We start from the raw sequence: 23,097 nt of genomic DNA, 5'->3' as shown, positions 1-23,097 counted from the left end.
ACGACTAGCCGTTCAGCGGGACCATGTCGAATGCGTGTCTAAGTCCGGCAGCGGGCCGTCGACGGGGCAGATGAGCGCCCAGGTCAGAGCAGCATCACCGCTCGATAAGCCAAGCGCCTTCTAAGCGCTTGGCCGCAGGTTCGAGTCCTGCCGGGGGCGCCTCTCCACACAGGGCCCTACTTCGGTAGGGCCTTTTTGCTGTCCGCACGGGATGCCCCTGCTCGCCCGGAAGGGGGCGGGGCGGGCGCCTGTGGCGGCGCGGGGGTGAAGTGCAAGGCGGTGAGAAAGGCGTGAAGCCGCTCCCCGGCCCGGGATCGGCACCTCATCCAGGCCAAGATCGCTGCTGCCCGGTCCGGGGCGTCGAGCCGCGCCTGTCCATGGCGCCGTGCGTGAGGCCGCCGCCGGGGCTGGGTGACCGGTCGGCGGCGGCCATCGGCGCAGTGCCGCCGTGTCCTCTCCACGGCGGCACTGCGCACCAGCCCTCCGGCACCGGGGCATGCGGGAGTAAGCCCTGGTTGGAACAGGCCTGAAGGGCATGGGACCGGGTCCGTGCTGACGCAGATAGGGAACCGGCCGTGCAGGGCTGCGGGGATGTCCCCGCAGGGGTGGGTCAGGGAAGGGTGGGGTGCCCGGGCCGAGATGCCAGGACGCGGTCTTCTCTGCGGTGGAGTGCCAGAAGCGTCCAGGGGCCGGGGACTTTGCCTCGAGCCGTCGTAGCGCGGCTGATTTGTACTCATTCAGACTAGCCCGACCCAGGACAGGGGCGGTACGGGGCCGCGGTACCAGTCTGGATGCGCCGATTCCGGTACGGGCGGCCAGGTGTGGGGGCTTCGGCCCGACGCGCTCAAGGCGGCCGCCCGATCGACCGCGCGCTACTCGTCGTCGCGGGCACCGGACTCGCCCTTTTCCGGACCGACTTGGCCGCCGTCCCGCCGGCACGGTGGCCGGTGTTCGCCGTGGCTGCCCCTCGGCCGGGGCGCCCGTACCGTCCGCGAGGGTGCCCCGCGCCACTTCGACACCGGCGCATCCGATCCGGACCGGTGGCGAACCCGCCATGCGGCGCATGGCGCGAAGCCTCCGGCGGTGGTGTGGCGCGCCGTGTTGTGTGCTTCGCTCGGGTGCTGCGGCGCCTGGATCAGGCGCCGCGGACCGCAGTGAAGGGGGCCCGCATGGCCTGGAGGTTCCGGGTTCCGCGTTCCCTTCCGTGGGCGTCGGTGGTGAACCGGCTGACCAGCCCGCTCGCCGTGGACGACTATCTCGGCATGCTCGATCCACTGTGGTCGGCGCGGCATCCTGCGGGCCGGGTCACCGCGGTACGGCGGGAGGTGCCCGGTGCGGCCACCCTGACGATCCGTCTCGGCAGGGGCTGGCACGGCCACCGGGCCGGGCAGTATCTGCCGGTCGGCGTCGAGCTCGACGGCGTACGGCACTGGCGTACGTACTCGATCACGTCGCCGTCACCACCGCTCGGGCAGGGGGCGGGGCCCGGTGAGGTCACCTTCACCGTGAAGGCCCACGCCGACGGCCGTGTCTCCCCTCACCTGGTGTACCGCACCGGGCCCGGCACGGTGCTCCGACTCGGCCCGGCGCAGGGCGAGTTCACGCTGCCCGATCCGTTGCCCGACCGCATCCTGTTCATCACGGCGGGCAGCGGCATCACCCCGGTCATGGGGATGCTGCGCACGCTCGCCCGGTGCCGCCGCCCCGTGCCCGACACCGTGCTCCTGCACAGCACGCCGACACCGGCCGAGTGTCTCTTCCGTGCCGAACTGGCCTCGTTGGAAGCAGCGTCGCCTTGGCTCAGGGTCCGCCTCACCCACACGCGTCACGACGGCAGACTGACCCCGGACCGGATCGCCGCGCTCTGCCCGGACTGGCGTGACCGGGACACCTGGGCATGCGGACCGGCCGCGCTGCTCGACGCCGCCGAACGGCAGTGGGCGGCCGCGGACGCCCGGGACCGACTGCGCGTGGAGCGGTTCCGCCTCGCACCTGTGCTTTCGCACGGCGAGGACGCGGTCGGCGGCCGGGTGCGGTTCGCGCGCAGCGGCGTGGAGGCCGACGCCGCTGCCGGCACACCGCTCCTCGCGGTCGGCGAAGCGGCGGGCGTCCCGATGCCCTACGGATGCCGACGCGGTCTGTGCTTCGGCTGCCTCGTCCCGCTCGTCGACGGGCGCGTGCGCGATCTGCGCACCGGCGAACCGCACGGCGGCCCTGGTGAGTTGATCCAGACCTGCGTCAACGGTGCCGCGGGTCCCCTGGTGCTCGACCTCTGAGGCCGGCACCACCAACGCTCTTCCGAGGAGTCCTCATGGCGCAGCCCGCCACCGCACCCGACGCAACCCGTGCCGAGGACCTGGGCCGGGAACTCGACCGTCTCCGCGCCGAGATCGTCACCGCCCGCGGCCCCGCCGACGCCCACTACATCCACACCGTGATCGCCGTACAGCGCGGCTGCGAGGTCGCCGGCCGCTGCGCCCTCGCCGTCTCCCTCCTGCCGCCCGCCTGGGTGGCGGGCACCGCCCTGCTCGCGGTCGCCAAGACCCTGGAGAACATGGAACTGGGCCACAACATCCTGCACGGCCAGTGGGACTGGCTCGGCGACCCGGCGATCCACTCGACCACCTGGGACTGGGACTTCGTCACCCCGCCCGACGCCTGGAAACACACCCACAACCACCTGCACCACACGTACACGAACGTCGTCGGCCGCGACCGCGACCTCGGCTACACCGTCCTGCGCATGGCCCCGGACCAGCCCTGGCACCCGGTGTACCTGCTCCAGCCGCTGTACGCCGCCCTGCTCGCGCCCGTCTTCGAATGGGGCATCGCCCTGTACGACCTGGAGGTGGACGCGGTACCGGCCGGCCGCAAGAGCCTGCGCGCCCTGCTCGGTGACGCAACCGGCCTGCTGCGCAAGGCGGTTCGCCAGTCGGCCAAGGACTATCTGCTCTTCCCGCTCCTCGCGGGACCCAGCGCGGTGCCCTGTCTGCTCGGCAACCTCACCGCCAACGCCGCCCGCAACATCTGGGCACACACGATCATCTTCTGCGGTCACTTCCCCGACGACGTGCGCACCTTCACGTACACCGAGGAGCAGATCGAGGGCGAGAGCCGGGGCGAGTGGTACCTGCGGCAGATCCAGGGCTCCGCGAACATCGAGGGCAGCCCGCTGTTCCACGTCCTCTCCGGCAACCTCAGCCACCAGATCGAACACCACCTCTTCCCCGACCTGCCCAGCAACCGCTACGCCGAACTCGCCCCCCGCGTCGAGGAGATCTGCGCCCGCTACGGCCTGCCGTACGTCACCGGGCCCCTGTGGCGCCAGTACGCATCGATGTGGCGCCGCGTACTGCGCCACGCCCTGCCGTCCTGAGGCCGGCGCGGACGGCGGACGGGCGCAGGCGGCTGGACCGCGCTGCTGTCGGGCCCGGCTGCCGGCTTCCGCTGCCGAAGCCCGCGAACCGCCGGGCCGGGCAAGCGGGCGACGACGAAGCCCCGGTCGCCTTCCGGTCGGTCACGGGAGGCGTCCGGGGCCGGTGGCGCCGCGCACGAGCGTCAGAGCTTGTCCATGTGCGTGTAAGGGCTGCTGATGCGGGCCTGCCGGGAGCCGAAGTCGACGAGCATCGCCACGCCGCTCTCGACGCCGATGATCCTTCCCAGACCGTACCGGTCGTGCGAAACCCGGTCCCCCAGTTCGAAGTGCTTGGGCGGTGCGGCGGACGGAGCGTTGAAGGGGCTTGTCGGAAGATGGCGCCGGGGCGCGGGAGGCTTCGTCATCGTGACGTCAGTATGCGCCCCGGAGGCCTTGAATGGTGAGGCCCCTGAGACCCTGAATGACAGCGGCGGCGACAGAGCAGGGTCCAGGCAGAGGCGGAGACGATGACCACGCAGGCACACCACGTCGACCACGAGCTCGTCGAGGCGGCGACCCACGTCGCCCGCACCCGCTGCCGCGGGGACAACCACACCGTGGCCGCCGCCGCCCGCGCCCGGGACGGCCGCATCGTGACCGCGGTGAACGCCTATCACTTCACGGGCGGCCCCTGCGCGGAACTCGTCGTCATCGGCACGGCCGCCGCCCAGGGCGCGTACGAGCTGACCACCATCGTCGCCGTGGGCGACCGCGACCGGGGCGTCGTTCCGCCGTGCGGCCGGTGCCGCCAGGCCCTGTTCGACTACTTCCCCGACATCGAGGTCATCGTCGGCCAGGGCACGGGCGAGCCGGTCCGAACGCTCCGGATCGGCGAGTTGCTGCCCGCCACGTACGTGTGGGCCGATCACCAGCTCGACGCCGATCAGGACGCCGGGTGAAGCGCCGAGTCGGCTCAGGCCCGGTCCCACGGCAGCCGCAGTTCGCCGTACGCCCCGGTCGGCACCACCGCCGAGCGGGGCTTCACCGGTGCCAGTTCCCGGTAGCCCGTGCCCTGCCGGGGCCGGGGGTCGGGCTCTGACCGGTTCGGCCAGTACGACATCGCCCGCTCGGCCTGCGCCGTGATCGTGAGGGACGGGTTGACACCGAGGTTCGCGGAGACGGCCGAGCCGTCCACCACCGAGATGCCGGGATGCCCGTACAGCCGGTGGTAGGGGTCGATGACGCCGCGCTCCGGGGAGTCGCCGATGGCGCAGCCGCCGAGGAAGTGGGCGGTGAGGGGCTTGCCGAGGAGCTCGCCCAGGTTCGTGCCGGCGAAGCCGTTGATCGACTCGGCGATCAGTCCGGCCGCCTGCCAGCCCTCCGGGATGTGCACGGGGTTGGGGCTGCCGTGGCCCTGTCCGGCGGTGAGGAGCCCGCGCCGGGTCAGGCCCGTCGTCAGGGAGTTGTCGTGGGTCTGCATGACGAGCCCGATGATGGTCCGCTCCGACCAGCGCCGCAGCAGCACGGTGCGCGCCACCAGCACGGGATGGGACAGGAAGGCGAGGGCGGCGGCGACCGGCTTCGGCAGGTTCTGTTTGTACTGCGGCACGCAGATCAGGGCCATGAGGTTGGAGCCCTTGCCGTAGCGGACGTTCTCGATGTGGGTGGTGGGGTTCGGGTGGACGGAGGAGGTGATGGCGACGCCGCGGGTGAAGTCGATGTCCTTGCGGCCGAGGCGGCGCGGCCAGGTCAGCGCTCCCACCAGCGCTTCGGAGTTGGTGCGGGTGAGCACGCCGAGCCGCTGCGACAGCCGGGGCAGCGTGCCGTCGGTCTTCATGCGGTGCAGCAGGGTCTGGGTGCCGTACGTGCCCGCGGCCAGGACGACACGGCGGGCCCGCAGGACCGTGCGGCGGCCGCGCCGGGGCTTGTCGGTGGGCACGGTGGTGACCTCGTACCCGGCGTCGTCGGGCAGTTCACGGACGGCGGTCACGGTGGTCATCGGGCGGACCTCGGCGCCGGCCCGTTCGGCGAGGTGGAGGTAGTTCTCGGTGAGGCTGTTCTTGGCGCCGACCCGGCAGCCGGTCATGCAGGAGCCGCACTCGGTGCAGGCGGTGCGGGCGGGGCCGGCGCCGCCGAAGTACGGGTCGGGAACTTCGGTGCCGGGCGCGGCCGTTGTCGTGGTGTCGGCGTCCCGCCCGTCGCCGAAGAACACGCCCACGGGCGTCAGCCGGAAGGTGTCCCCCGCGCCCATCTTCCCGGCCGCCGCCCGCAGCAGCTCGTCGGCCTCGGTCGTGGTCGGGTTGGTGCGCACGCCCAGCATGCGCCGCGCCTGGTCGTAGTACGGGGCGAGTTCGGCCTGCCAGTCCGTGATGTCCGCCCACTGCCGGTCCTGGAAGAAGGCGGGCGGCGGGACGTAGAGCGTATTGGCGTAGTTCAGCGAGCCGCCGCCGACCCCGGCGCCCGCGAGCACCATCACGTTCTTCATCAGGTGGATGCGCTGGATGCCGTACATGCCCAGGCGCGGGGCCCACAGGTAGTCGCGCAGCTTCAGGGACGTACGGGGAAGGGTGTCGCGGGTGTAGCGGCGCCCTGCCTCCAGTACGCCCACCCGGTAGCCCTTCTCGGTCAGGCGGAGGGCGGAGACGGAGCCGCCGAATCCGGAGCCGACGACGATGACGTCGTAGTCATGGTCGCCTTCACCGCCACTGCCGTGGTCAAGGTCGTCCGGGTGCTCGGCCGGGGAGGAGTCAGGCACCGTAGAGCTCCTCGATCTCCCGCTCGTACGCCGCCATGACGGCCGGGCGTTTGATCTTGAGGGACGGGGTGAGCAGCCCGTTGTCCTCGGTGAACTCGCCCTCCACCAGGGTGAATTTGCGGATGGACTCGGCGCGAGAGACGGCCTCGTTGGCGAAGTCGACGGCCTTCTGCACGGCGGCGACGATCCGGGGGTCGGCGATCACCTCGGACATCGGGGTGTCGGCCGGGAGTTTGCGCACGCTCAGCCAGTGGGCGACGGACTCCGGTTCGAGGGTGATGACGGCGGCGACGTAGGAGCGGTTGTCGCCGACGACGATGCACTGGCCGACCGGTGAGCGGCTGCGCAGCCGGTCCTCCAGGACGGCGGGCGAGACGTTCTTGCCGCCGCTGGTGACGAGGATGTCCTTCTTGCGGCCGGTGATGGTGAGATAGCCGTCGTCGTCCAGCGCGCCGAGGTCGCCGGTGGCGAACCAGCCGTCGGCGTCGAGGACTTCGTCCGTCGCGGCGGCGTTCTGCCAGTACGAGCCGAAGACGATGGGGCCCTTGATGAGCACCTCCCCGTCGTCCGCGATCCGGATGGTGGTGCCGGGGACCGGCAGGCCGACGGTGCCGGGCCGGGGCCGCAGCGGCGGCGTGATGGTGGCGGCGGCCGTCGTCTCGGTCAGGCCGTACCCCTCGTAGATGACGATCCCTGCGGTGTAGAAGAAGAGGTTGAGGCCCCGGTCGAGGGGGGAGCCGCCGCTGATCGCGTACCGCAGCCGCCCGCCCAGTTCCTTGCGGACGCGGCGGTAGACGAGCAGGTCGTAGAGGCCGGTGGCGAGGTTGAGGCCGAGCCCGGGTCCCGGCCCGCCGTCGAGGAACCGTGCCAGGCTCCGCTCGCCGAACGTGACGGCGATCCGGTCGGCCCGGTCGAAGGAGGCGCCGCGCCCGATCTTCTCCGCGGTGGCCCGCCCGGTGTCGTGGATCTTCTCGAAGAGGTAGGGCACACCGACGACGAACGTCGGCCGGAACGAGCGCAGTTCGGGCCGCAGCTCGTCCGGTTTGATGCTCGGGCAGTGGCCGAGTTCGATCCGGGCCAGCAGGCACGCGACCTGGATGGTCCGCCCGAGGATGTGCGCGAGCGGCAGGAAGAGCAGGGTCGAGGCGGACTGTCCGGTGATGGCCTTGAAGATGGGGTGCAGCAGCTCGACGGTGTTGGCGGCCTCCGCGTACAGGTTGCCGTGGGTGAGGACGCAGCCCTTGGGGCGGCCGGTGGTGCCGGACGTGTAGCAGACGGTCGCGATGGTGTCGGGGGTCAGGGCGGCGCGCCGCTTGGTGACCTCCTCGTCCGGTATCTCCCGTCCCAGGGTGGCGAGTTCGAGCACGGCACCGGCATCGAGCTGCCAGGTGCGCGGCCGGTCGGCCGCGGGCAGGGCGGCGAGTCCGGCCGCCGCGGCGGCCGCGTTCGCCTCGGTCTCCACGATCAGCAGCCGGGCGCCGGAGTCCCGGACGATCCACTCGACCTGCTCGGGCGAGGACGTCGCGTAGACCGGCACGGTCTGGCCGCCTGCCGCCCAGATCGCGAAGTCGAGGACCTGCCACTCGTAGCGGGTGCGGGACATCAGGGCGACGCGGCCGCCCGGTTCGAGCCCGGCGGCGATCAGTCCCTTGGCCGCGGCGGTCACCTCCCGCGCGAAGGCGGCGGCGGTGACCGGCTTCCACTCCCCCGCCTCCTTGCGCCGCACGACGACCGTGTCCGGCGCCTCGGCCGCGTTCACGAACGGGATGTCGGCGGGCGTGGAGCCGTCCGACGGAGGTGTGGCGAGCGGCGCGGCGCGGGCCTCGCGGACCACGCCCCGTTCGTCCCTGACGAGGTCGACCTTCGCGCGGTCCGCCAGGTCGCTGCGCTTCCTGGCCCGCTTCAGATCCTTGCGTACGCCCATGTCGGCTCCCGGTCGCGCGGCGGCTGGCGTTCGATGGAACGGGGAACTTACTCGGGAGTCAACTTACTCATGCGTAAGGAAAATTCAATGGGTCGTACGCGAATCCGCCCGCGAGGCCGGGCACCCGGACCCGGCGACCTCAGCGCTCCGGCAGCCACGCCTTGCCGTCGAGGACGTCGCGCATGCCGACCCACACCATGTTCATCAGGCGCAGGGCGATCCCCTCGGGCGGCTGACCGGGGTTGCGCTCCATCCAGTCGGTGAGCGAGTCGGCCGCGCCGACCAGCGCGTGCGCGACGAAGTCGGCGTCCTCGTCGCCGAGCCGGGCGCCCCGGCCGCTGTCCGTGATGCCGTCCCTGACCAGCCCCGCGACCTCGGCCATGACCGCGCGCCGGGCCTCGGCCACGGCGCCGGCGATCGCCTCGCTCAGCTCGGAGGCCTGCCGGTGCAGTACGACCCAGCTGTCGCGGTGCTCGGCGACGAAGGCGAAGAACGCCGAGAGGCCCGCGTAGAGCCGGAGTTCGGGCGCGGCACCGGCGCCGCGGGCGGCCTCCTGGAACGCGGCGACCAGCCGCTCGGCCTCACGGCGCAGACAGGCGAGGAACAGGCCCTCCTTGGAGTCCAGGTAGAGATAGACCATCGGCTTGGAGATCCCGGCGAGTTCGGCGATCTCGTCGACGGAGGCGGCGTGATAGCCGCGCTTGGCGAAGACCCGCACGGCCACGTCGATGATCTGCTGCTCGCGCACCTGCCGCGGCACGCGCTTCCGGCGCCCCGTGGTGCGCCCTTGAGCCTCTCCCGATGTCCCCGTCACTCTTGTCAGCCTACCTACGTCGCCGTAACCTTACCAATTAGTAAGCTTACTGAGCGGTAAGATCCATGCCAAGTGATCAACGGCCGGACAACCTAGGAGAGTTCCATGAGCGGTGCCGACGACATCGCGGCCCTCGACTTCGCGAGCGTCACGCCCGAGGAGTTCGCGCGGATCGTGAAGGGCCTGTCCGCGAAGGAGATCAACGAGATCGCGCAGGACAGCGCGTTGCGCGCCCGCGTCCTGAAGGAGGTCTTCGGGCGGATGGAGCGGCAGTTCAAGCCGGAGGTCGCCGGGACCCTGGAGGCGCTCATCCGCTGGAAGGTCACCGGCCAGGGCGAGACTCCCGAGGCCGTCTACGAGACGAAGATCACCGGCGGGACCTGCACCGTCACCGAGGGCCGCTCGGACGCCGAGCCGCGCGTCACGCTCGTCATGGGCGACGCCGACTTCCTGAAGCTGGTGTCGGGCAACTCCTCGCCCGTCACGATGTTCATGATGCGCAAGGTGAAGATCGCGGGCGATGTCGCGCTCGCGGCCGGCCTGACCCGCTACTTCGACATCCCGAAGGCGTAGGGGGCGACGGCATGGCTTTCTCTCTCGAACTGGATCAGGACCAGAAGGACCTGCGCGACTGGGTGCACGGCTTCGCCGTCGACGTGGTGCGTCCGGCCGCCGCCGAGTGGGACGAGCGCGAGGAGACTCCCTGGCCGGTGATCCGGGAGGCCGCGAAGATCGGCCTGTACGGGTTCGAGTCCCTCGCGGAGCTGTTCGGCGACCCGAGCGGGATCTCCCTGCAGATCGCCAACGAGGAGCTGTTCTGGGGCGACGCGGGCATCGGCATGGCGCTGTTCGGCACGTCCCTCGCGGTCGCCGGGATCTTCTCCTCCGGCACGCCCGACCAGCTGGCCGAGTGGGTGCCGCAGTGCTTCGGCGACGAGGACGACCCGCAGGTCGCGGCGTTCTGCGTCTCGGAACCGCAGGCCGGTTCCGACGTGGCGGCGATGCGGACGCGGGCCCGCTACGACGAGGCGAAGGACGAGTGGGTGATCAGCGGCCAGAAGGCCTGGATCACCAACGGCGGGATCGCGAACGTGCACGTGGTCGTGGCCTCCGTCGACCCCGCGCTGGGGTCGCGCGGGCAGGCGGCGTTCATCGTGCCGCCGGACACGCCGGGTCTCGAAGGGGCCAAGAAGATACGGAAGCTGGGGCTGCGGGCCTCGCACACCGCCGATGTCTTCCTGGACGACGTACGGGTCCCCGGGCACTGTCTGCTCGGCGGCAAGGAGAAGCTGGACGCGCGGCTGGCCCGCGTGCGCGAGGGCACGCGCTCGTCCGGCCAGGCCGCGATGTCCACGTTCGAGGTGAGCCGGCCGACCGTGGGCGCGCAGGCGCTCGGCATCGCGCGGGCCGCGTACGAGTACGCGCTGGAGTACGCGGGCGACCGGGAGGCGTTCGGCCGCCCGATCATCGAGAACCAGGCGATCGCGTTCGCCCTCGCGGACCTGCGCACCGAGATCGAGGCGTGCCGGCTGCTGATCTGGCAGGCGTCGTGGATGGCCCGCAACGACAAGGTCTTCGACGCCGGACAGGGCTCGATGTCGAAGCTGCGGGCCGGTGAACTGGCCGTCTGCGCGAGCGAGAAGGCGATCCAGGTGCTCGGCGGCGCCGGGTACAGCAGGGAGCATCCGGTGGAGCGGATGTACCGGGACGCCAAGATCTACACGATCTTCGAGGGGACGAGCGAGATCCAGCGGCTGGTCATCGCCCGGGCGATCTCGGGCCGGCAGATCCGGTAGCCCGCCGGGCCCGCGCCGCAGCTCCGGCTCCCGTACGCGGTATACGTCCTCGACGCTCCGGCGGCGGGGACATGCGGGATGCTGTCGGTCATGGGGACACGGCAGGGCGGGTGGCCCCTGGGGGCCCGGCGTGTCTGCGGGCCCGGCAGGGAAGCGCCGATACAGCGACGGGGGCAGGGCCGGTGCGGCAGCACGCACGACTGAGCACGCTCGGAGACCTCTTGCGTCGGCTCGCCGAGGGCGGCGCCTACGTGCGGCACGGCCGTCTGCACGCCCCGGCCGATCCGGCGACCTGGCGCGGGCACCTCGTTCCCGAGATCCACCGGATCGCCGGCAGGGCGACCACGGAGTGGGCCGCGATGGACAGCTGGGTCCAACAGCAGCCGTCCGTGACCGAGATCGAGGTGAGCCTGAAGCGGCTGGCCCCGGACCAAAGCGCCGCGGAGCTGGCCCGGTTCGCCTCGGTCGACCTCGCCCACCGCAGCTCCCTGATGGATCCGGAGGACGCCCGCGACCTGGCGTCCCGTGCCGTCGGTCTCCTCGGCCCGCGGGCCCTGTGGTGGACCAACCATGAGGACGCTCACTCCTGGAGCGGCGTGACGGGGTGCACGTTCGACGGCATGGTGGCGGGCACCGACGGCACCTTCTTCGCCGTCCTCGTCCAGGCCGTCGAGGACTGACTCCGCCCCAAAGGCACATGCACGCCTCATGAGTTGACGTACGCCTCCTTGCGTCACTGTGTGCACCCGTCCGATGCTGATGGTTCTTGTCGCCTTCCGTTCGGAGCTGTCGCATGAGCCGCATCAGCCGCACGGGCCGGATGAACCGCCGTTCCTTCCTCGCGACCACCACCGGGACCGCTCTCGCGGGCTGGGCCGCGTTCGCCTCGCAGAAGCAGGCGTTCGCCGCCGGGGCCGCCGGGGCGGGGCCCGAGTGGGACGCCCGGCCGGGCGTGTTCCAGGTCAACAGGGAGCCCGCCCGCACCGGCCGCCTCGTCCCGTACGCGAGCACCACGGACGCCCTGAGATCGGACATCTCACACTCCCCGTACCACCGCTCCCTGAACGGCAGTTGGCGCTTCCACTGGGCCAAGAACCCGGACGCCCGACCGGTCGGGTTCCAGGAGCCGGACTACGACGACTCCGCCTGGAAGCACCTCACCGTGCCCTCCAACTGGGAGATGGCGGGCTACCCCGAGCCGATCTACCTCAACATCGCCTATCCGTGGACGGGTTACGAGGAGCCGGAGCCGCCCGCGGTGCCGAAGGAGTTCAACCCCGTCGGCTCCTACCGGCGCACCTTCGAGGTGCCGGAGGCCTGGCACGGGCGGCGGACCCTGATCTCCTTCCAGGGGGTGAAGTCCGCGTTCTTCGTGTGGGTGAACGGCCGGCAGGTCGGCTACAGCGAGGACAGCTACACGCCCGCCGAGTTCGACCTCACCCCGCATCTGAAGGCGGGCACCAACTCCCTTGCCGTGGAGGTCTACCGCTGGTCCGACGGCAGCTGGCTGGAGGACCAGGACATGATCGACCTGTCCGGGATCTTCCGGGACGTCTTCCTGTACTCGACGCCGTCGGCCGACGACGCGTACGTCCACGATCTGTTCGTCCGTACGCGGCTCGACGACGCCTTCCGCGACGCCACGCTCTCCCTCACCACGACCGTGCGGGGCGGGCGGGCCGCCGGACACCGGGTCGAGGCCGTGCTGTACGACGCCCGCGAGCGCCGCGTCGGCACGCTGAGCGGCGCGGTCGGCGACAGCGAGGACGTCTCGCTGGAGGCCGAGGTCCGCTCCCCCGCCCTGTGGTCGGCCGAGGCCCCGAACCTGTACACCCTCGTCGTCTCCCTCAAGGACAGCGGCGGCCGGACCGTCGACACGCACCGCACGCGCGTCGGGTTCCGACAGGTCGACTGCGGGCCCGGGAAGTTCACGGTCAACGGCGAACCGGTCATGCTGCGGGGCACCAACCGGCACGAGTCCGACCCGGACACCGGGCAGGCGGTCTCCGAGGAGCGGATGCTCCAGGACGTCCTGCTGATGAAGCGGCACAACATCAACGCGGTCCGCACCTCCCACTACCCGAACCATCCGCGCTGGCTCGAACTCTGCGACGAGTACGGGCTCTACGTCGTCGCCGAGACGAACCTGGAGACCCACGGCGTACGGGACACCGTGCCCGCCTCCCTGCCCGAGTGGACCGACGCCTGCGTGGACCGGATGCGGTCCTCGGTGGAACGCGACAAGAACCATCCCTGCGTGATCCTGTGGTCGCTGGGCAACGAGGCCGGTTCGGGCGACAACTTCCGTGCCATGGCCGACTGGACCCGCGAGCGGGACTCCTCGCGGCCCGTGCACTACGAGGGCATGAACGAGATCGCCGACGTGCACAGCGAGATGTACACCAAGCCCGACGCCGTCGAGGAGTACGGCAGGTCGGGCAAGGCGACCCCGTTCATGCTGTGCGAGTACGCGCACTCGATGGGCAACAGCACGGGCAATCTGCAGGAGTACTGGGACGTCTTCGAGCGCTATCCGAACCTGCACGGCGCCTTCGTGTGGGACTGGGTCGACCAGGCGGTCCGGCTGCCCGTGCCGGGCGACTCCCGGCGGACCTATCTCTCCTACGGCGGCGACTGGCACCCCGGCTACCCCACCGACGGCAACTTCGCCGGCAACGGACTCGTCGCCGCCGACCGGACCCCGCACCCGGGGCTGCTGGAGGTGAAGAAGGTCTACCAGCCGGTGGCGGCGCGCGCCGACGACCTCGGCGGCCGGGACGCGGTCTCGCTGAGCGTCGTCAACAAGCACCTGTTCACCGCGCTCGACGTCTACGAACTGCGCTGGCACGTCACCCGGGACGGTCAGCGCGTGCAGGAGGGCAGCCTGGCCGCCCCGGCGATCGCGCCCGGCGGGACCCGGTCCGTACGCATCCCCTGCCGGCGGCCCGCCCGCCCGGAGCCCGGCGCCGAGTACCTCCTCGACGTCGCGTTCGTGCTGCGCCGCAAGGAGCGGTGGGCGGACGCCGGACATGTCGTCGCCGCCGAACAGTTCGCCCTCGACTGGCACACACCGGCCCCGGCCGACCCGGCGCCCGGCACGCTCCCGCCGCTCCGGCTCGACCGGACGGACGGCGCGGTGCGGATCACCGGGCGGGACGTCGAGGTCGTCGTCGACGGGCGGACCGGCACCCTCACCACGTACCGGATCAAGGGCCGGGCCCTGCTCGCCGAGGGCCCCGTGCCGAACTTCTGGCGCGGGCCCACCGACAACGACATCGGGCGTGGCTTCCAGAAGACCGCCGCGACCTGGCGGGACGCGGGAGCGAAGCGGGACGTGACGAAGGTGGACGTCGCCCAGCCGTCGCCGGGCGAGGTCACCGTCGAGGTGACGGCCACGCTGCCGACGAACCCGGCGGCTTCTGCCTGGCGGTCGGTGTTGACGGTACGCGGCGACGGGGAGCTGCGGGTGCGCCACACCCTCGACGCGGCGGCCGGGCTGCCCGATCTGCCGCTGGTGGGCGCCCTGTTGAGGATCCCTGCGGGCCTGGAGCAGATCGACTGGTACGGGCGCGGCCCGCAGGAGAACTACTGGGACCGGCGTACGGGGGCGTTCGTCGGCCGGTACCGGGCGACGGTCGACGACCAGGTCGCCGCGTACCTGCGGCCGCAGCAGACCGGCAACATGACGGACGTGCGCCGCCTGTCGCTCACCGACCGCACCGGCTTCGGCGTCACCATCAGCGCGGACCCGGCGCGGGACGAGCCGTTCCTGGAGTTCAGCGCCCTGCACTACGCGCCGACCGACCTGGAGGACGTCCGCCACCCCTACGAGCTGAAGCGCCGCGACGAGACCGTGCTCGGCGTCAATCTCCGTCAGACGGGCGTCGGCGGCAACGACTCCTGGGGCGCGCCCCCGCTGGACAAGTACACACTCCACGCGGGCCGCACCTACACCTACGCGTACCGGATAAGCCCCGCGTAGGGGCGCGCGGAACCGCGCGAGCAACCACGGACAGGCCGCGGTCGCGTCGGCTCGGTGATCGAGCGGGCGCGACCGCGGCCTTTTCACGCGCCGGGCGCCGTCACAGGCCGCTCAGATCCCGCGCCTGCCGCACGGACTCCGCCAGGTCACGGACATCCGCGTCCTCCGTGTCGGACACCAACTTCCGTGTTTGGTCATCCAGTTCACGGAGCGAGGGCTCACCGGGGAACGGCGCGTCGGAACCGCCCCCCAAGCGGTGGGCGAAGTACGCCGCAGTCGCGGCGAGGCGCAGCCGCGGCGCGGTCGACCCCGCCCAGAGATCCCCGGCGAGCGCGGACGCGGCGACCGTGCCGGCGGCCTCGCGCGGTGCCCGGCTCTCGGGGTCGAGCCAGCGGACCGTCGCCGTCGCCACCCGGCCCTCGGCTCCCTCGCGGAGCTTGACCGCGTACAGCGCGGTGACGGTGTGGCCGGGGCCGACCTCGCCGCCGTCGACACGGTCGTCGCGGAAGTCGTCGTCGGCGACGCGCCGGTTCTCGTAGCCGAGGAGCCGGAAGTCGGCGACCGTGTCCTTGTCGAAGGCGACCTGGGCCTTCGCGTCGCGGGCCCGCAGGTCCACGTTCGCGGGCAGTTGCCGGACGAAGACCTTGCGGGCGTCGGCGGGCGAGGACACGTACGTGGTGTGGCCGTCGCCCTTGTCCGCGAGGCGTTCCATGAGTTCGTCGCCGTAGTCGCTGCCGACGCCGACGCCGAAGAGGGTGATGCCGTGCTCGCGGCGGGCGTCCGCGATGCGTTCGAGGATCGCGTCGGCGGAGGTCTCGCCGGTGTTGGCGAGCGCGTCGGAGAGCAGGACGACGCGGTTGGTGGCCCCGGTACGCACTCCTTCGACCGCCGTGGCGTAGCCGGTGCGGATGCCCGCGTCGAGGTTGGTGGAGTCGGTGGGTTCGAGGGTGTCGATCGCGTCGTGGATCCGGTCGCGGGCGGAGTCCTCCGCGGCGCCGAGCCGGGTCATGGGCAGCACGGTCCGCGCCTCGTCGCTGAAGGTGACCAGGGCGATCGAGTCGTCGGCGCGGAGCTGGTCGGTGAGGGTGGCCAGGGACTTCTTGACCAGGTCGAGGCGGCCCGCCTCGGCCATCGAGCCGGAGATGTCGATGACGAACGTCAGTGCCGCCGGCCGGCGTTCACCGTCCGCCGGGGCCGGTGCCGTCGCGAGGCCCACCCGCATCAGGCGCCACCCGTCGTCGCCGGTGCGGGCGCCGTCCACGGTGACGGAGAACCCGTTGCCCTCGGGGCGCGGGTAGTTCTGCCGGAAGCTGTTGACGAACTCCTCGGGCCGCACCGTCCCCGGGTCGGGCAGCCGGCCCTCGGCGAGGGTGCGGCGGGCGTAGCCGTAGGAGGCGGTGTCGACGTCGAGGGCGAACGTGGAGCGGTAGTCCTCCGTGTCGCCTCGGTCGCGGCCCGGCGCGACCGAGGCGGCGGGCTTGTCCGCACGGGCCTTGCCCCGCGCGCTGTCCGCCGCCCCGCCAAAGGCGCCGCCCTCCGCGCTGCACCCCGTGAGCAGCAGTCCGCCGGCGAGTGCCGCGGCGATCAGCGCTCCACCCGTACCGGTCCTCTTCCTCATGCCCGCCCCTTCCGCTCCGCCACGCGCCGGTGTCGTCGGCGTCTTGTGACTGTGACGTGGCGAGGGGGCCCGGTGTTCGTCCCGGGCGGTCTCGCCTTGGCGGCAAAGCGGTTACGGAGGACGGCTGTTGTGACCGGTGGGTGATCCTCCGGAGACCGGGCCGATCCCGACCGGTCACCGGGCCTACGACACGATGTCCTTCCGTGCGAAGCCGCGGAACGCCAGCGCGAACAGCACCACCGCGTACGCCACCGACACCGACGCCCCCTGGATCATGCCGCTCCATTCGGGCTGCGGCTGGATGACGTCGGCCCAGGCGAACTGCCAGTGCGCGGGCAGGAAGTCGCGCCAGTGGCCGAGGGCGGTGACCGCGTCCAGGACGTTGCCGACGATGGTCAGGAAGACCGCGCCGCCGACCGCGCCCAGCGGGTTGTCCGTCTTCGTCGACAGCCAGAACGCGAGCCCCGCGGTGACCAGTTGGGACACGAAGATGTACGCGATCACGACGAGGAGGCGCTGGGCCGCCTCGCCCGCGGGCAGCGCCCCGCCGGTCGGGATCTCGAGCGGTCCCCAGCCGTAGGCGACCGAGCCGACGCCGAGCGCGACGACCGGCAGCAGCACCATCGCGGCGAGGCTGAGGCCGAGCGCGACGGTGAGCTTGGACCACAGCAGGCGGGCCCGCGGTACCGGCGCGGCCAGCAGATAGCGCAGGCTCGACCAGTTCGCCTCGGAGGCGATGGTGTCGCCGCAGAACAGGGCGACGGGGATGACGAGCAGGAATCCGGCGGAGACGAACAGGGCCGTCGCCGCGAAGTTCGCGCCCGACGCGGTGGCGGTGTCCATGAGCGTGACCCGGCCGCTGCGGCCGCCGGGCTCGCCGCCGATGGCGAAGGCGATGACGAGCACGAACGGCAGCAGCGCGAGGACGGCCCCCATGACGAGGGTGCGCCGCCGCTTCACCTGCCGGACCAGCTCGACCCGCAGGGGCAGGGTCCGTCCGGGCCGGTATCCGTCGGCGCGCTCGGCGACGGGCGGCGTGGGCAGGGTCGTCCCGGTGCCGGTCATGCGGAACCTCCGATCAGCGTCAGGAACGCGTCCTCGAGACGCCGGTGCGGGCCGAGCGACTTCACCGGCACGTCGAGCCGGACCAGGTCGGCCAGCAGACGGGCGGCGGGGTCGCTGCCGTCGGGCGCGGGGGCGAGGCGGACCAGGAGCCCGTCGTCGGCGCGGACCGCCGACTCCACCGCCTCCAGTGCGGCCACCTTCTCCAGGAGCGGGTCGGTGATCTCGCCGGCCAGGCCGACGAGCACGGTGTCGCCGGAGCCGACGATGTCCGCGACCGGGCCGGCCTGGACGAGGCGCCCGCGGTCCATGACGACGAGGTGCGTGCAGGACTGCTCGACCTCGGCCAGCAGGTGGCTGGAGACGATGACGGTGCGGCCGCCGCGCGCGTAGCGGATCATCACCTCGCGCATCTCGCGGATCTGCGGCGGGTCGAGCCCGTTGGTCGGCTCGTCCAGGATCAGCAGGTCCGGCAGGCCGAGCATGGCCTGGGCGATGGCGAGGCGCTGCCGCATGCCCTGCGAGTAGGTGCGCACGGCGCGGGCCAGCGCGTCGCCGAGCCCGGCGATCTCCAGCGCCTCGTCCAGGTGCGCGTCCTCGGGCGGGCGGCCGGTGGCCTGCCAGTACAGCTCCAGGTTCTCGCGCCCGGACAGGTGCGGCAGGAAGCCCGCGCCCTCCACGAAGGCGCCGACCCGGGAGAGGACGGGCGCGCCGGGGCGGATCGCGTGGCCGAAGACGCGGACCTCGCCCGCGTCGGGCCGGATGAGGCCCATGAGCATGCGCAGGGTGGTGGTCTTGCCCGCGCCGTTCGGCCCGAGGAGGCCGAGGACCTGGCCCTGTTCGACGCGGAAGGACAGGTCGCGGACCGCGTACCGGTCCGTCGACCCGGCGTACTTCTTGCTCAGGTCCGTGATCTGGAGGGGGACGTCCGCGAGGGCCGGGTCGGGCGCGGGCGCCGTCGTCCTCCTGCGGGCCGTCAGGAGCAGCGCCGCCGCGACGACGGCCGCGCCGATCGGCAGCCACCACACCCATGCGGGCAGCGGCGCGGCCGCGGTCTTCACGTCGGGCGCGGTCGGCAGGCTCAGGCCGCCGGTGACGGAGACCTGGTACGTCGCGGGCTCGGCCGGTGACGCGTAGCCGAGGTCGGTCGCGGACAGGACGAGCCGGAGCGTGTGTCCCTTCTCGACCTGGTGGTCGATGGCGGGGAGGGTGAACGTGACGTCCTTGCCGGAGCCGCCCGCCCCGGTCACCCGCACCGGCGCGACCAGCTGCGAGGGCAGCATTTGGCGCGCCCCGCCGGGCCCGGCGTCGTAGACCTTCGCGAACAGGACGGCGGTGCCGGTGGAGGACTTCACGTGGGCGGTGACCGTCGGGGAGCCGGTGATGCGCACCGACCGCCCGAGCGGCGCCGAGTCGAACCGGGCGAACTGGCCGGGGAAGTCCAGCGAGAGGCCGACGCCGAGGGAGGACGACAGCTGTGACGCGTTCCCCAGGCCCGGGACCGTGGAGATCGACGGCGGGCCGCCGCCCGGCGGGTTCTGGAACGTCTCGACGGCGGACTTCAGCGGCACCGACACCCGGTCCTCGCCGCGCAGCCCCGGATACCGGTCGCCGCTCGCGCCGCGCTGCGTGGCCGCGCCGTCGGTGGAGTCGACGCCGCCGGTGCGGGTGACGCGGAACGCGGGCCCGGTGTCGACGTCCTTGTCCTTGAGGTAGCGGTCGAACCAGGTGGTCACGCGCTGCGTGGTGCGGCCGACCTCCATGTCGCCGCCGTCGTGGCCGCCGGCGATCCAGTCGACGTCGACGGGCGCGCCGTTGGCCTTGACGTGCCGGGCGATCGCGTCGGCCTGGCCGAGCGGGAACAGCGAGTCGGTCTGTCCCTGCGAGATGAGTGTGGGCACCTTGATGCGGTCGCCGACGGCGGACGGGCTGCGTTCCTCGAGGAGCTTGCGGGCCTGCGCGTCGGGCTTCCCGGACACGGCGACCCGCTGGTACATGGCGCACAGCTCCGGCTGGAAGCGGCCGCAGTGCAGGCCGGCCTCACTGGTGCGCGCGCCGATGTTCGCGGAGCCGGTGGTGAAGAAGATCCCGGTCCACAGCTTCTTGAAGACGTCGTCGGGGAAGAGCGCGTCCGCGAGGTTCCAGTACGTGATCTGCGGGGCGATCGCGTCGACCCGCTTGTCGTACCCGGCGGCGAGCAGCGAGACGGCCCCGCCGTACGAGGCGCCGGTGACGCCCACGCGCGGGTCGCCGGCCTTGTCGAGCTGGATCTCGGGGCGCTTCGCCAGCCAGTCGATGAGCCGGGAGACGTCGGCGACCTCGCCGTCCTTGTCGTTCAGCCCGATCTTGCCGGTGGACTTCCCGAAGCCGCGCGCCGACCACGTCAGCACCGCGTACCCGTGCCGGGCGAGCTTCTCCGCCTCGGCCCGCACATCGGCCTTGCTGCCGCCGAAGCCGTGGGTGAGCAGCACGGCGGGCCGCTTCTCGCGGCTGTCGCCCGCGGTGAAGTACGAGGTGTCGATCCGGACGCCGCCGCCCATCGGCATCATCCGGTCCTGCCGGTGCACGGCGGTGCCGCCCCCGGACGACGTGGCCGCCGCCACGGACCAGGTCCCCGCCCCCGCGAGCACCACAAGGGCCGCCGCGACGGCGATCCACCGCCGCGGCCTCCCGCGTACCCGCTCGCGCCATGCGCCCACTCGTAGATCCATACGTCAACGGTAGGCGCCGCCACCGACAGCCACCGCAACCCCCGGTCGGAATCCGCCGACCTCCTCGGGTAGTACAGTCCGCCCGCCGTGTACCGCGGGCGTGGTACGACGCACCCATGACCGTCCACGAGATCCGCCGCGCGCGCACCGTCGGGGAACTGATCGCCGCGGGACCGCTGTTCGACTCCCCGACCCGCCCGGAGGCGGCCCGGGACTTCCTGGCCGCGCCGGGCCACCACCTGTATCTGGCCTACGCGGGCGCCGAGCCCGTGGGTTTCGTCAGCGGAGTCGAGACCGTCCATCCCGACAAGGGCCGCGAGATGTTCCTGTACGAGCTCGCGGTGGCCGAGCCGTACCGGCGCCGTGGCATCGCCCGCGCCCTGATCCGGACGCTCGCGGAGCTGGCCGCCGGGCGCGGCTGCTACGACATGTGGGTCGGGGTGGACACGGACAACGACGTGGCGCTCGCGGCGTACCGCAGCGCGGGCGGCAAGGACGACGGGCCGTGCGCGGTGATCACCTGGGACTTCACGGACGTCCCGGGCAGCACGGACGGAACAGATATCGCGGACTTCGCATAGGAGGACTCCGCAGGGGGGACCCTCCGGGGAGCAAGCGCTTTCCATACGATCCTGCAAGCGCTCGCAGAAAACGTCAAGAGGGTGTGCGGCAAAGGAAGTTGGCGGATATCTGCGCACGTCAGAACTGTTGACGGCCTTGCGAGCGCATGCAAAGGTCCCACCTCGACACCGCCGTCGAGCCGTGGAGGCCCCCTATGGGCAACGACGCCCCCTCCCGCCGCCCGCTGACCCGCCGCACCACCCTCACCGCCCTGCTGTCCGCCGGTCTCGGTACCGCGCTCACCGCCTGCGGCGGGCCGTCCCGGTCCGTCGGCGCCGGCGGCGCCGTGACCCTGCGCTACTTCTTCTGGGGCGACAGCGGACGGGCCGATCTGATCAACAAGTGCATCGCCGTCTTCGAGCGCGACCATCCGAAGATCAGGGTCAAGTCGAGCTTCGCCGCCTTCGACTCGTTCTGGCCGAAGCTGAGCACGGCCGCGGCGGGCGGCAACCCGCCCGACGTGATGCACATCGACTACGCCTGGATCCGCACGCTCGGCGAGCACGGCGTCCTCGCCGACCTCGACGGCCACACGGGCCCCGGCAAGGAGATCGACGCCTCCACGCTGGTGCCCTCGCTGCGCACGGCGGGCATGGTGGAGGACCGCCGCGTCGCACTGCCGCTGGCCCACAACAGCGTCTCGCTGATGTACGACGCGAAGGTGTGGGCCGACGCCGGGGCGCGGCCGCCGACCGCGCGGATGACCTGGGACACGTTCATGGAGCAGTCCCTGAAGGTGACCCGGCACAGCGGGCGCACACAGTTCGGCATGGACAACCCCGGCCAGAACTACATGGGCGTCGAGACGTGGATGCGCCAGCAGGGGCTGCAGATGTGGACCGAGAAGGGGGCGCTCGGCTTCGGCCACGACGACATGCGCCGCTATCTCGGCCTGGTCGACGACTGGCGCAAGGAAGGCGCGCTCGCGGGCCCGGACGTGGTCCTGGAGTCGCTGCCCGGCTATCCCGTCACCACCCGCCGGGTCGCGTCCTACCTGGAGTGGGACAACCAGGTCGGCGGCCGCAGCGAGATGCGCGGCAGCAAGCTCTCCCTCGGCCTCGTGCCCACCGACACGAGCCGCTCCGGCATCTACGCGAAGCCGGGCATGCTGCTCAGCGCCGCCGCGAAGAGCCCGTACGTGGGTGAGGCCGCGCAGTTCATCAACTTCATGATCAATGACCGGCGGGTGGCGAAGATCCTCGGCACCAACATCGGGATGCCGCCCACCACCCGCCAGGAGGGCGCCGCCGAGGTCACCGATCCGGCGGTGCGCCAGGTGCAGACGTACGAGAAGCAGGTCGCGGCGACGCTGTCACCGACCCCGCCGCCACCGGCCGACGGCGGCGCCTCGCTCAACGTCTATCTGCAGCGTGTCGCCGAGAAGCTCTTCTACGGCCGGATCTCCGTGGACCACGCCGTGGATCTCTTCTTCGACCAGGCGAAGGTCGTCCTCGCCTGAGGCCCCCGGCCACCCCCATCTACGTACGGAGGGAGCCCTCATGGCCTCCACGACGACCCGCGCCGCGGTCCCCCGCGCCCGCACACCGCAGAGCGCCCCGGCGAAGCCACCGCGCCGGCGCGCCAACGACCGTGCGGCGTACGTCTTCCTGACGCCCTGGATGCTCGGTGCGGCGGTGCTGACGCTCGCGCCGATGCTGTTCTCGCTCTACATGTCGTTCACGGACTACAACCTGTTCGACGCGCCCCGCTGGATCGGCCTCGCCAACTACAAGCGCATCCTCTTCGACGATCCCGAGGTCCGCGACACGGTCGGGGTGACCCTGCTGTACGTCGTCGTGGCGACGCCGCTCAAGCTGATCGCGGCACTCGGCGTGGCCCTGCTCCTGCACACCCGGCGCAAGGGCCGCAACTTCTACCGGGCCGCGTTCTACATGCCGTCGCTGATCGGCGCGAGTGTCGGCGCGGCCATCGTGTGGCGGCTGCTGTTCTCCACCGGCAGCGTCGTCGACCGCTTCCTCGGCGCGTTCGGGGTGCACACCGGCGGCTGGATCTCCAACCCCGACTGGTCGTTGATGTCGCTGGTGGCCCTGTCGGTGTGGCAGTTCGGCGCCCCGATGGTGATCTTCCTGGCGGCGCTGCAGCAGATCCCGCGGGACCTGTACGAGGCCGCGGAGATCGACGGGGCGGGTCCCTGGCGCCGGTTCGTCTCCGTCACCGTCCCCATGCTCTCCCCGGTGATCTTCTTCAACCTGGTCCTGGAGATGGTGCACGCCTTCCAGATGTTCAACTCGGCGTTCGTGCTCTCCAACGGCACGGGCGGCCCCGCGGGCTCCACCCACGTGTACTCGATGTACCTGTACGAACTCGGCTTCAACGACTTCCGGATGGGGTACGCGGCCGCCCTGACCTGGGTGCTGCTCCTGGTCGTCGGCGTGGTCACCGCGGTGCTGTTCAAGACGTCGGGCCGCTGGGTCCACTACGCGGGCGAGGAGAAGTGA

The 23,097-nt window shown here is 71.9% G+C and carries 17 protein-coding genes and 1 tRNA gene; 11 read left to right on the top strand and 7 right to left on the bottom strand.

Annotated elements, in window-relative coordinates; genetic code table 11:
- Positions 1-76: 76 nt before the first annotated feature.
- The 3 genes from ACQUQD_RS26370 (at position 77) to ACQUQD_RS26360 (ending at position 3,376) form a co-directional block, all read left to right on the top strand.
- Positions 77-159: transfer RNA gene (locus ACQUQD_RS26370), tRNA-Arg, on the top strand.
- Positions 160-1,169: 1,010 nt separating this feature from the next.
- On the top strand, positions 1,170-2,276 hold the full coding sequence (locus ACQUQD_RS26365) for a ferredoxin reductase (protein WP_428954605.1): 1,107 nt from the start codon (positions 1,170-1,172) through the stop codon (positions 2,274-2,276).
- Between the two features lie 35 nt (positions 2,277-2,311).
- A complete protein-coding gene (locus ACQUQD_RS26360; protein ID WP_428954604.1) occupies positions 2,312-3,376 on the top strand; it encodes a fatty acid desaturase family protein in 1,065 nt (354 codons plus the stop codon).
- Between the two features lie 182 nt (positions 3,377-3,558).
- Here ACQUQD_RS26360 and ACQUQD_RS26355 read toward each other — a convergent pair whose 3' ends face one another.
- On the bottom strand, positions 3,559-3,780 hold the full coding sequence (locus ACQUQD_RS26355) for a hypothetical protein (RefSeq protein ID WP_428954603.1): 222 nt from the start codon (positions 3,778-3,780) through the stop codon (positions 3,559-3,561).
- A 102-nt stretch (positions 3,781-3,882) separates the two neighbouring features.
- Here ACQUQD_RS26355 and ACQUQD_RS26350 point away from each other — a divergent pair, with 102 nt between their 5' ends.
- Positions 3,883-4,314 carry a cytidine deaminase family protein gene (locus tag ACQUQD_RS26350; RefSeq protein WP_428954602.1) on the top strand — a complete coding sequence of 144 codons (432 nt, stop codon included), beginning with the start codon at positions 3,883-3,885 and terminating at the stop codon, positions 4,312-4,314.
- Positions 4,315-4,328: 14 nt separating this feature from the next.
- On the opposite strand, the gene ACQUQD_RS26345 is transcribed toward ACQUQD_RS26350, so the two are convergent.
- From ACQUQD_RS26345 to ACQUQD_RS26335, 3 genes are all read right to left on the bottom strand, one after another.
- Positions 4,329-6,110: a GMC family oxidoreductase N-terminal domain-containing protein gene (locus ACQUQD_RS26345; RefSeq protein ID WP_428954601.1), complete on the bottom strand. Its 1,782-nt coding sequence runs from the start codon at positions 6,108-6,110 to the stop codon at positions 4,329-4,331.
- Entirely contained in the window at positions 6,103-8,034 is a 1,932-nt protein-coding gene (locus ACQUQD_RS26340; protein ID WP_428954600.1) for an AMP-dependent synthetase/ligase, read from the bottom strand. The genes ACQUQD_RS26345 and ACQUQD_RS26340 overlap by 8 nt, the downstream gene beginning before the upstream one ends.
- A 139-nt stretch (positions 8,035-8,173) precedes the next feature.
- Positions 8,174-8,848: a TetR/AcrR family transcriptional regulator gene (locus ACQUQD_RS26335; protein ID WP_428954599.1), complete on the bottom strand. Its 675-nt coding sequence runs from the start codon at positions 8,846-8,848 to the stop codon at positions 8,174-8,176.
- A gap of 105 nt (positions 8,849-8,953) precedes the next feature.
- Between ACQUQD_RS26335 and ACQUQD_RS26330 the strand changes: the two genes are divergently transcribed.
- The 4 genes from ACQUQD_RS26330 (at position 8,954) to ACQUQD_RS26315 (ending at position 14,626) form a co-directional block, all read left to right on the top strand.
- Positions 8,954-9,421: an SCP2 sterol-binding domain-containing protein gene (locus ACQUQD_RS26330; protein ID WP_428954598.1), complete on the top strand. Its 468-nt coding sequence runs from the start codon at positions 8,954-8,956 to the stop codon at positions 9,419-9,421.
- 11 nt (positions 9,422-9,432) lie between these two features.
- Positions 9,433-10,644 (top strand): acyl-CoA dehydrogenase family protein, encoded by a 1,212-nt coding sequence (locus ACQUQD_RS26325; protein WP_428954597.1) that lies wholly within the window; start codon positions 9,433-9,435, stop codon positions 10,642-10,644.
- 182 nt (positions 10,645-10,826) lie between these two features.
- Positions 10,827-11,324 carry a hypothetical protein gene (locus tag ACQUQD_RS26320; protein ID WP_428954596.1) on the top strand — a complete coding sequence of 166 codons (498 nt, stop codon included), beginning with the start codon at positions 10,827-10,829 and terminating at the stop codon, positions 11,322-11,324.
- Between the two features lie 113 nt (positions 11,325-11,437).
- A complete protein-coding gene (locus tag ACQUQD_RS26315) occupies positions 11,438-14,626 on the top strand; it encodes a glycoside hydrolase family 2 TIM barrel-domain containing protein (RefSeq protein ID WP_428954595.1) in 3,189 nt (1,062 codons plus the stop codon).
- A 100-nt stretch (positions 14,627-14,726) separates the two neighbouring features.
- Here the strand turns inward: ACQUQD_RS26315 and ACQUQD_RS26310 are convergent, their stop codons facing one another.
- The 3 genes from ACQUQD_RS26310 to ACQUQD_RS26300 all read right to left on the bottom strand — a co-directional run bounded on the left by ACQUQD_RS26310 (position 14,727) and on the right by ACQUQD_RS26300 (position 20,017).
- Positions 14,727-16,244: a YfbK domain-containing protein gene (locus ACQUQD_RS26310; RefSeq protein WP_428954594.1), complete on the bottom strand. Its 1,518-nt coding sequence runs from the start codon at positions 16,242-16,244 to the stop codon at positions 14,727-14,729.
- Positions 16,245-16,427: 183 nt separating this feature from the next.
- Positions 16,428-17,309: an ABC transporter permease gene (locus ACQUQD_RS26305; protein WP_428954593.1), complete on the bottom strand. Its 882-nt coding sequence runs from the start codon at positions 17,307-17,309 to the stop codon at positions 16,428-16,430.
- Positions 17,306-20,017 carry an alpha/beta fold hydrolase gene (locus ACQUQD_RS26300; RefSeq protein WP_428954592.1) on the bottom strand — a complete coding sequence of 904 codons (2,712 nt, stop codon included), beginning with the start codon at positions 20,015-20,017 and terminating at the stop codon, positions 17,306-17,308. Before ACQUQD_RS26300 ends, ACQUQD_RS26305 begins: the two co-directional genes overlap by 4 nt.
- A gap of 116 nt (positions 20,018-20,133) precedes the next feature.
- Between ACQUQD_RS26300 and ACQUQD_RS26295 the strand changes: the two genes are divergently transcribed.
- From ACQUQD_RS26295 to ACQUQD_RS26285, 3 genes are all read left to right on the top strand, one after another.
- The gene (locus tag ACQUQD_RS26295; RefSeq protein ID WP_428954591.1) at positions 20,134-20,598 is read left to right on the top strand and encodes a GNAT family N-acetyltransferase; all 465 of its coding nucleotides are present in this window, start codon (positions 20,134-20,136) and stop codon (positions 20,596-20,598) included.
- Between the two features lie 194 nt (positions 20,599-20,792).
- A complete protein-coding gene (locus ACQUQD_RS26290) occupies positions 20,793-22,097 on the top strand; it encodes an ABC transporter substrate-binding protein (RefSeq protein ID WP_428954590.1) in 1,305 nt (434 codons plus the stop codon).
- Between the two features lie 40 nt (positions 22,098-22,137).
- Positions 22,138-23,097 (top strand): carbohydrate ABC transporter permease, encoded by a 960-nt coding sequence (locus tag ACQUQD_RS26285; RefSeq protein ID WP_428954589.1) that lies wholly within the window; start codon positions 22,138-22,140, stop codon positions 23,095-23,097.

Source organism: Streptomyces sp. cg35 (genome assembly GCF_050410835.1).
Lineage (GTDB): Bacteria > Actinomycetota > Actinomycetes > Streptomycetales > Streptomycetaceae > Streptomyces.
This window is presented reverse-complemented; position numbering and strand designations above follow the sequence as displayed.

What these genes read in the sequence shown, in the direction of transcription:
- ACQUQD_RS26365 (WP_428954605.1), top strand. Translation starts at nt 1,170, where the DNA reads ATGGCCTGGAGGTTCCGGGTTCCGCGTTCCCTTCCGTGGGCGTCGGTG.
- ACQUQD_RS26360 (WP_428954604.1), top strand. Translation starts at nt 2,312, where the DNA reads ATGGCGCAGCCCGCCACCGCACCCGACGCAACCCGTGCCGAGGACCTG.
- ACQUQD_RS26355 (WP_428954603.1), bottom strand. Translation starts at nt 3,780, where the DNA reads ATGACGAAGCCTCCCGCGCCCCGGCGCCATCTTCCGACAAGCCCCTTC.
- ACQUQD_RS26350 (WP_428954602.1), top strand. Translation starts at nt 3,883, where the DNA reads ATGACCACGCAGGCACACCACGTCGACCACGAGCTCGTCGAGGCGGCG.
- ACQUQD_RS26340 (WP_428954600.1), bottom strand. Translation starts at nt 8,034, where the DNA reads ATGGGCGTACGCAAGGATCTGAAGCGGGCCAGGAAGCGCAGCGACCTG.
- ACQUQD_RS26330 (WP_428954598.1), top strand. Translation starts at nt 8,954, where the DNA reads ATGAGCGGTGCCGACGACATCGCGGCCCTCGACTTCGCGAGCGTCACG.
- ACQUQD_RS26325 (WP_428954597.1), top strand. Translation starts at nt 9,433, where the DNA reads ATGGCTTTCTCTCTCGAACTGGATCAGGACCAGAAGGACCTGCGCGAC.
- ACQUQD_RS26315 (WP_428954595.1), top strand. Translation starts at nt 11,438, where the DNA reads ATGAGCCGCATCAGCCGCACGGGCCGGATGAACCGCCGTTCCTTCCTC.
- ACQUQD_RS26310 (WP_428954594.1), bottom strand. Translation starts at nt 16,244, where the DNA reads ATGAGGAAGAGGACCGGTACGGGTGGAGCGCTGATCGCCGCGGCACTC.
- ACQUQD_RS26305 (WP_428954593.1), bottom strand. Translation starts at nt 17,309, where the DNA reads ATGACCGGCACCGGGACGACCCTGCCCACGCCGCCCGTCGCCGAGCGC.
- ACQUQD_RS26300 (WP_428954592.1), bottom strand. Translation starts at nt 20,017, where the DNA reads ATGGATCTACGAGTGGGCGCATGGCGCGAGCGGGTACGCGGGAGGCCG.
- ACQUQD_RS26295 (WP_428954591.1), top strand. Translation starts at nt 20,134, where the DNA reads ATGACCGTCCACGAGATCCGCCGCGCGCGCACCGTCGGGGAACTGATC.
- ACQUQD_RS26290 (WP_428954590.1), top strand. Translation starts at nt 20,793, where the DNA reads ATGGGCAACGACGCCCCCTCCCGCCGCCCGCTGACCCGCCGCACCACC.
- ACQUQD_RS26285 (WP_428954589.1), top strand. Translation starts at nt 22,138, where the DNA reads ATGGCCTCCACGACGACCCGCGCCGCGGTCCCCCGCGCCCGCACACCG.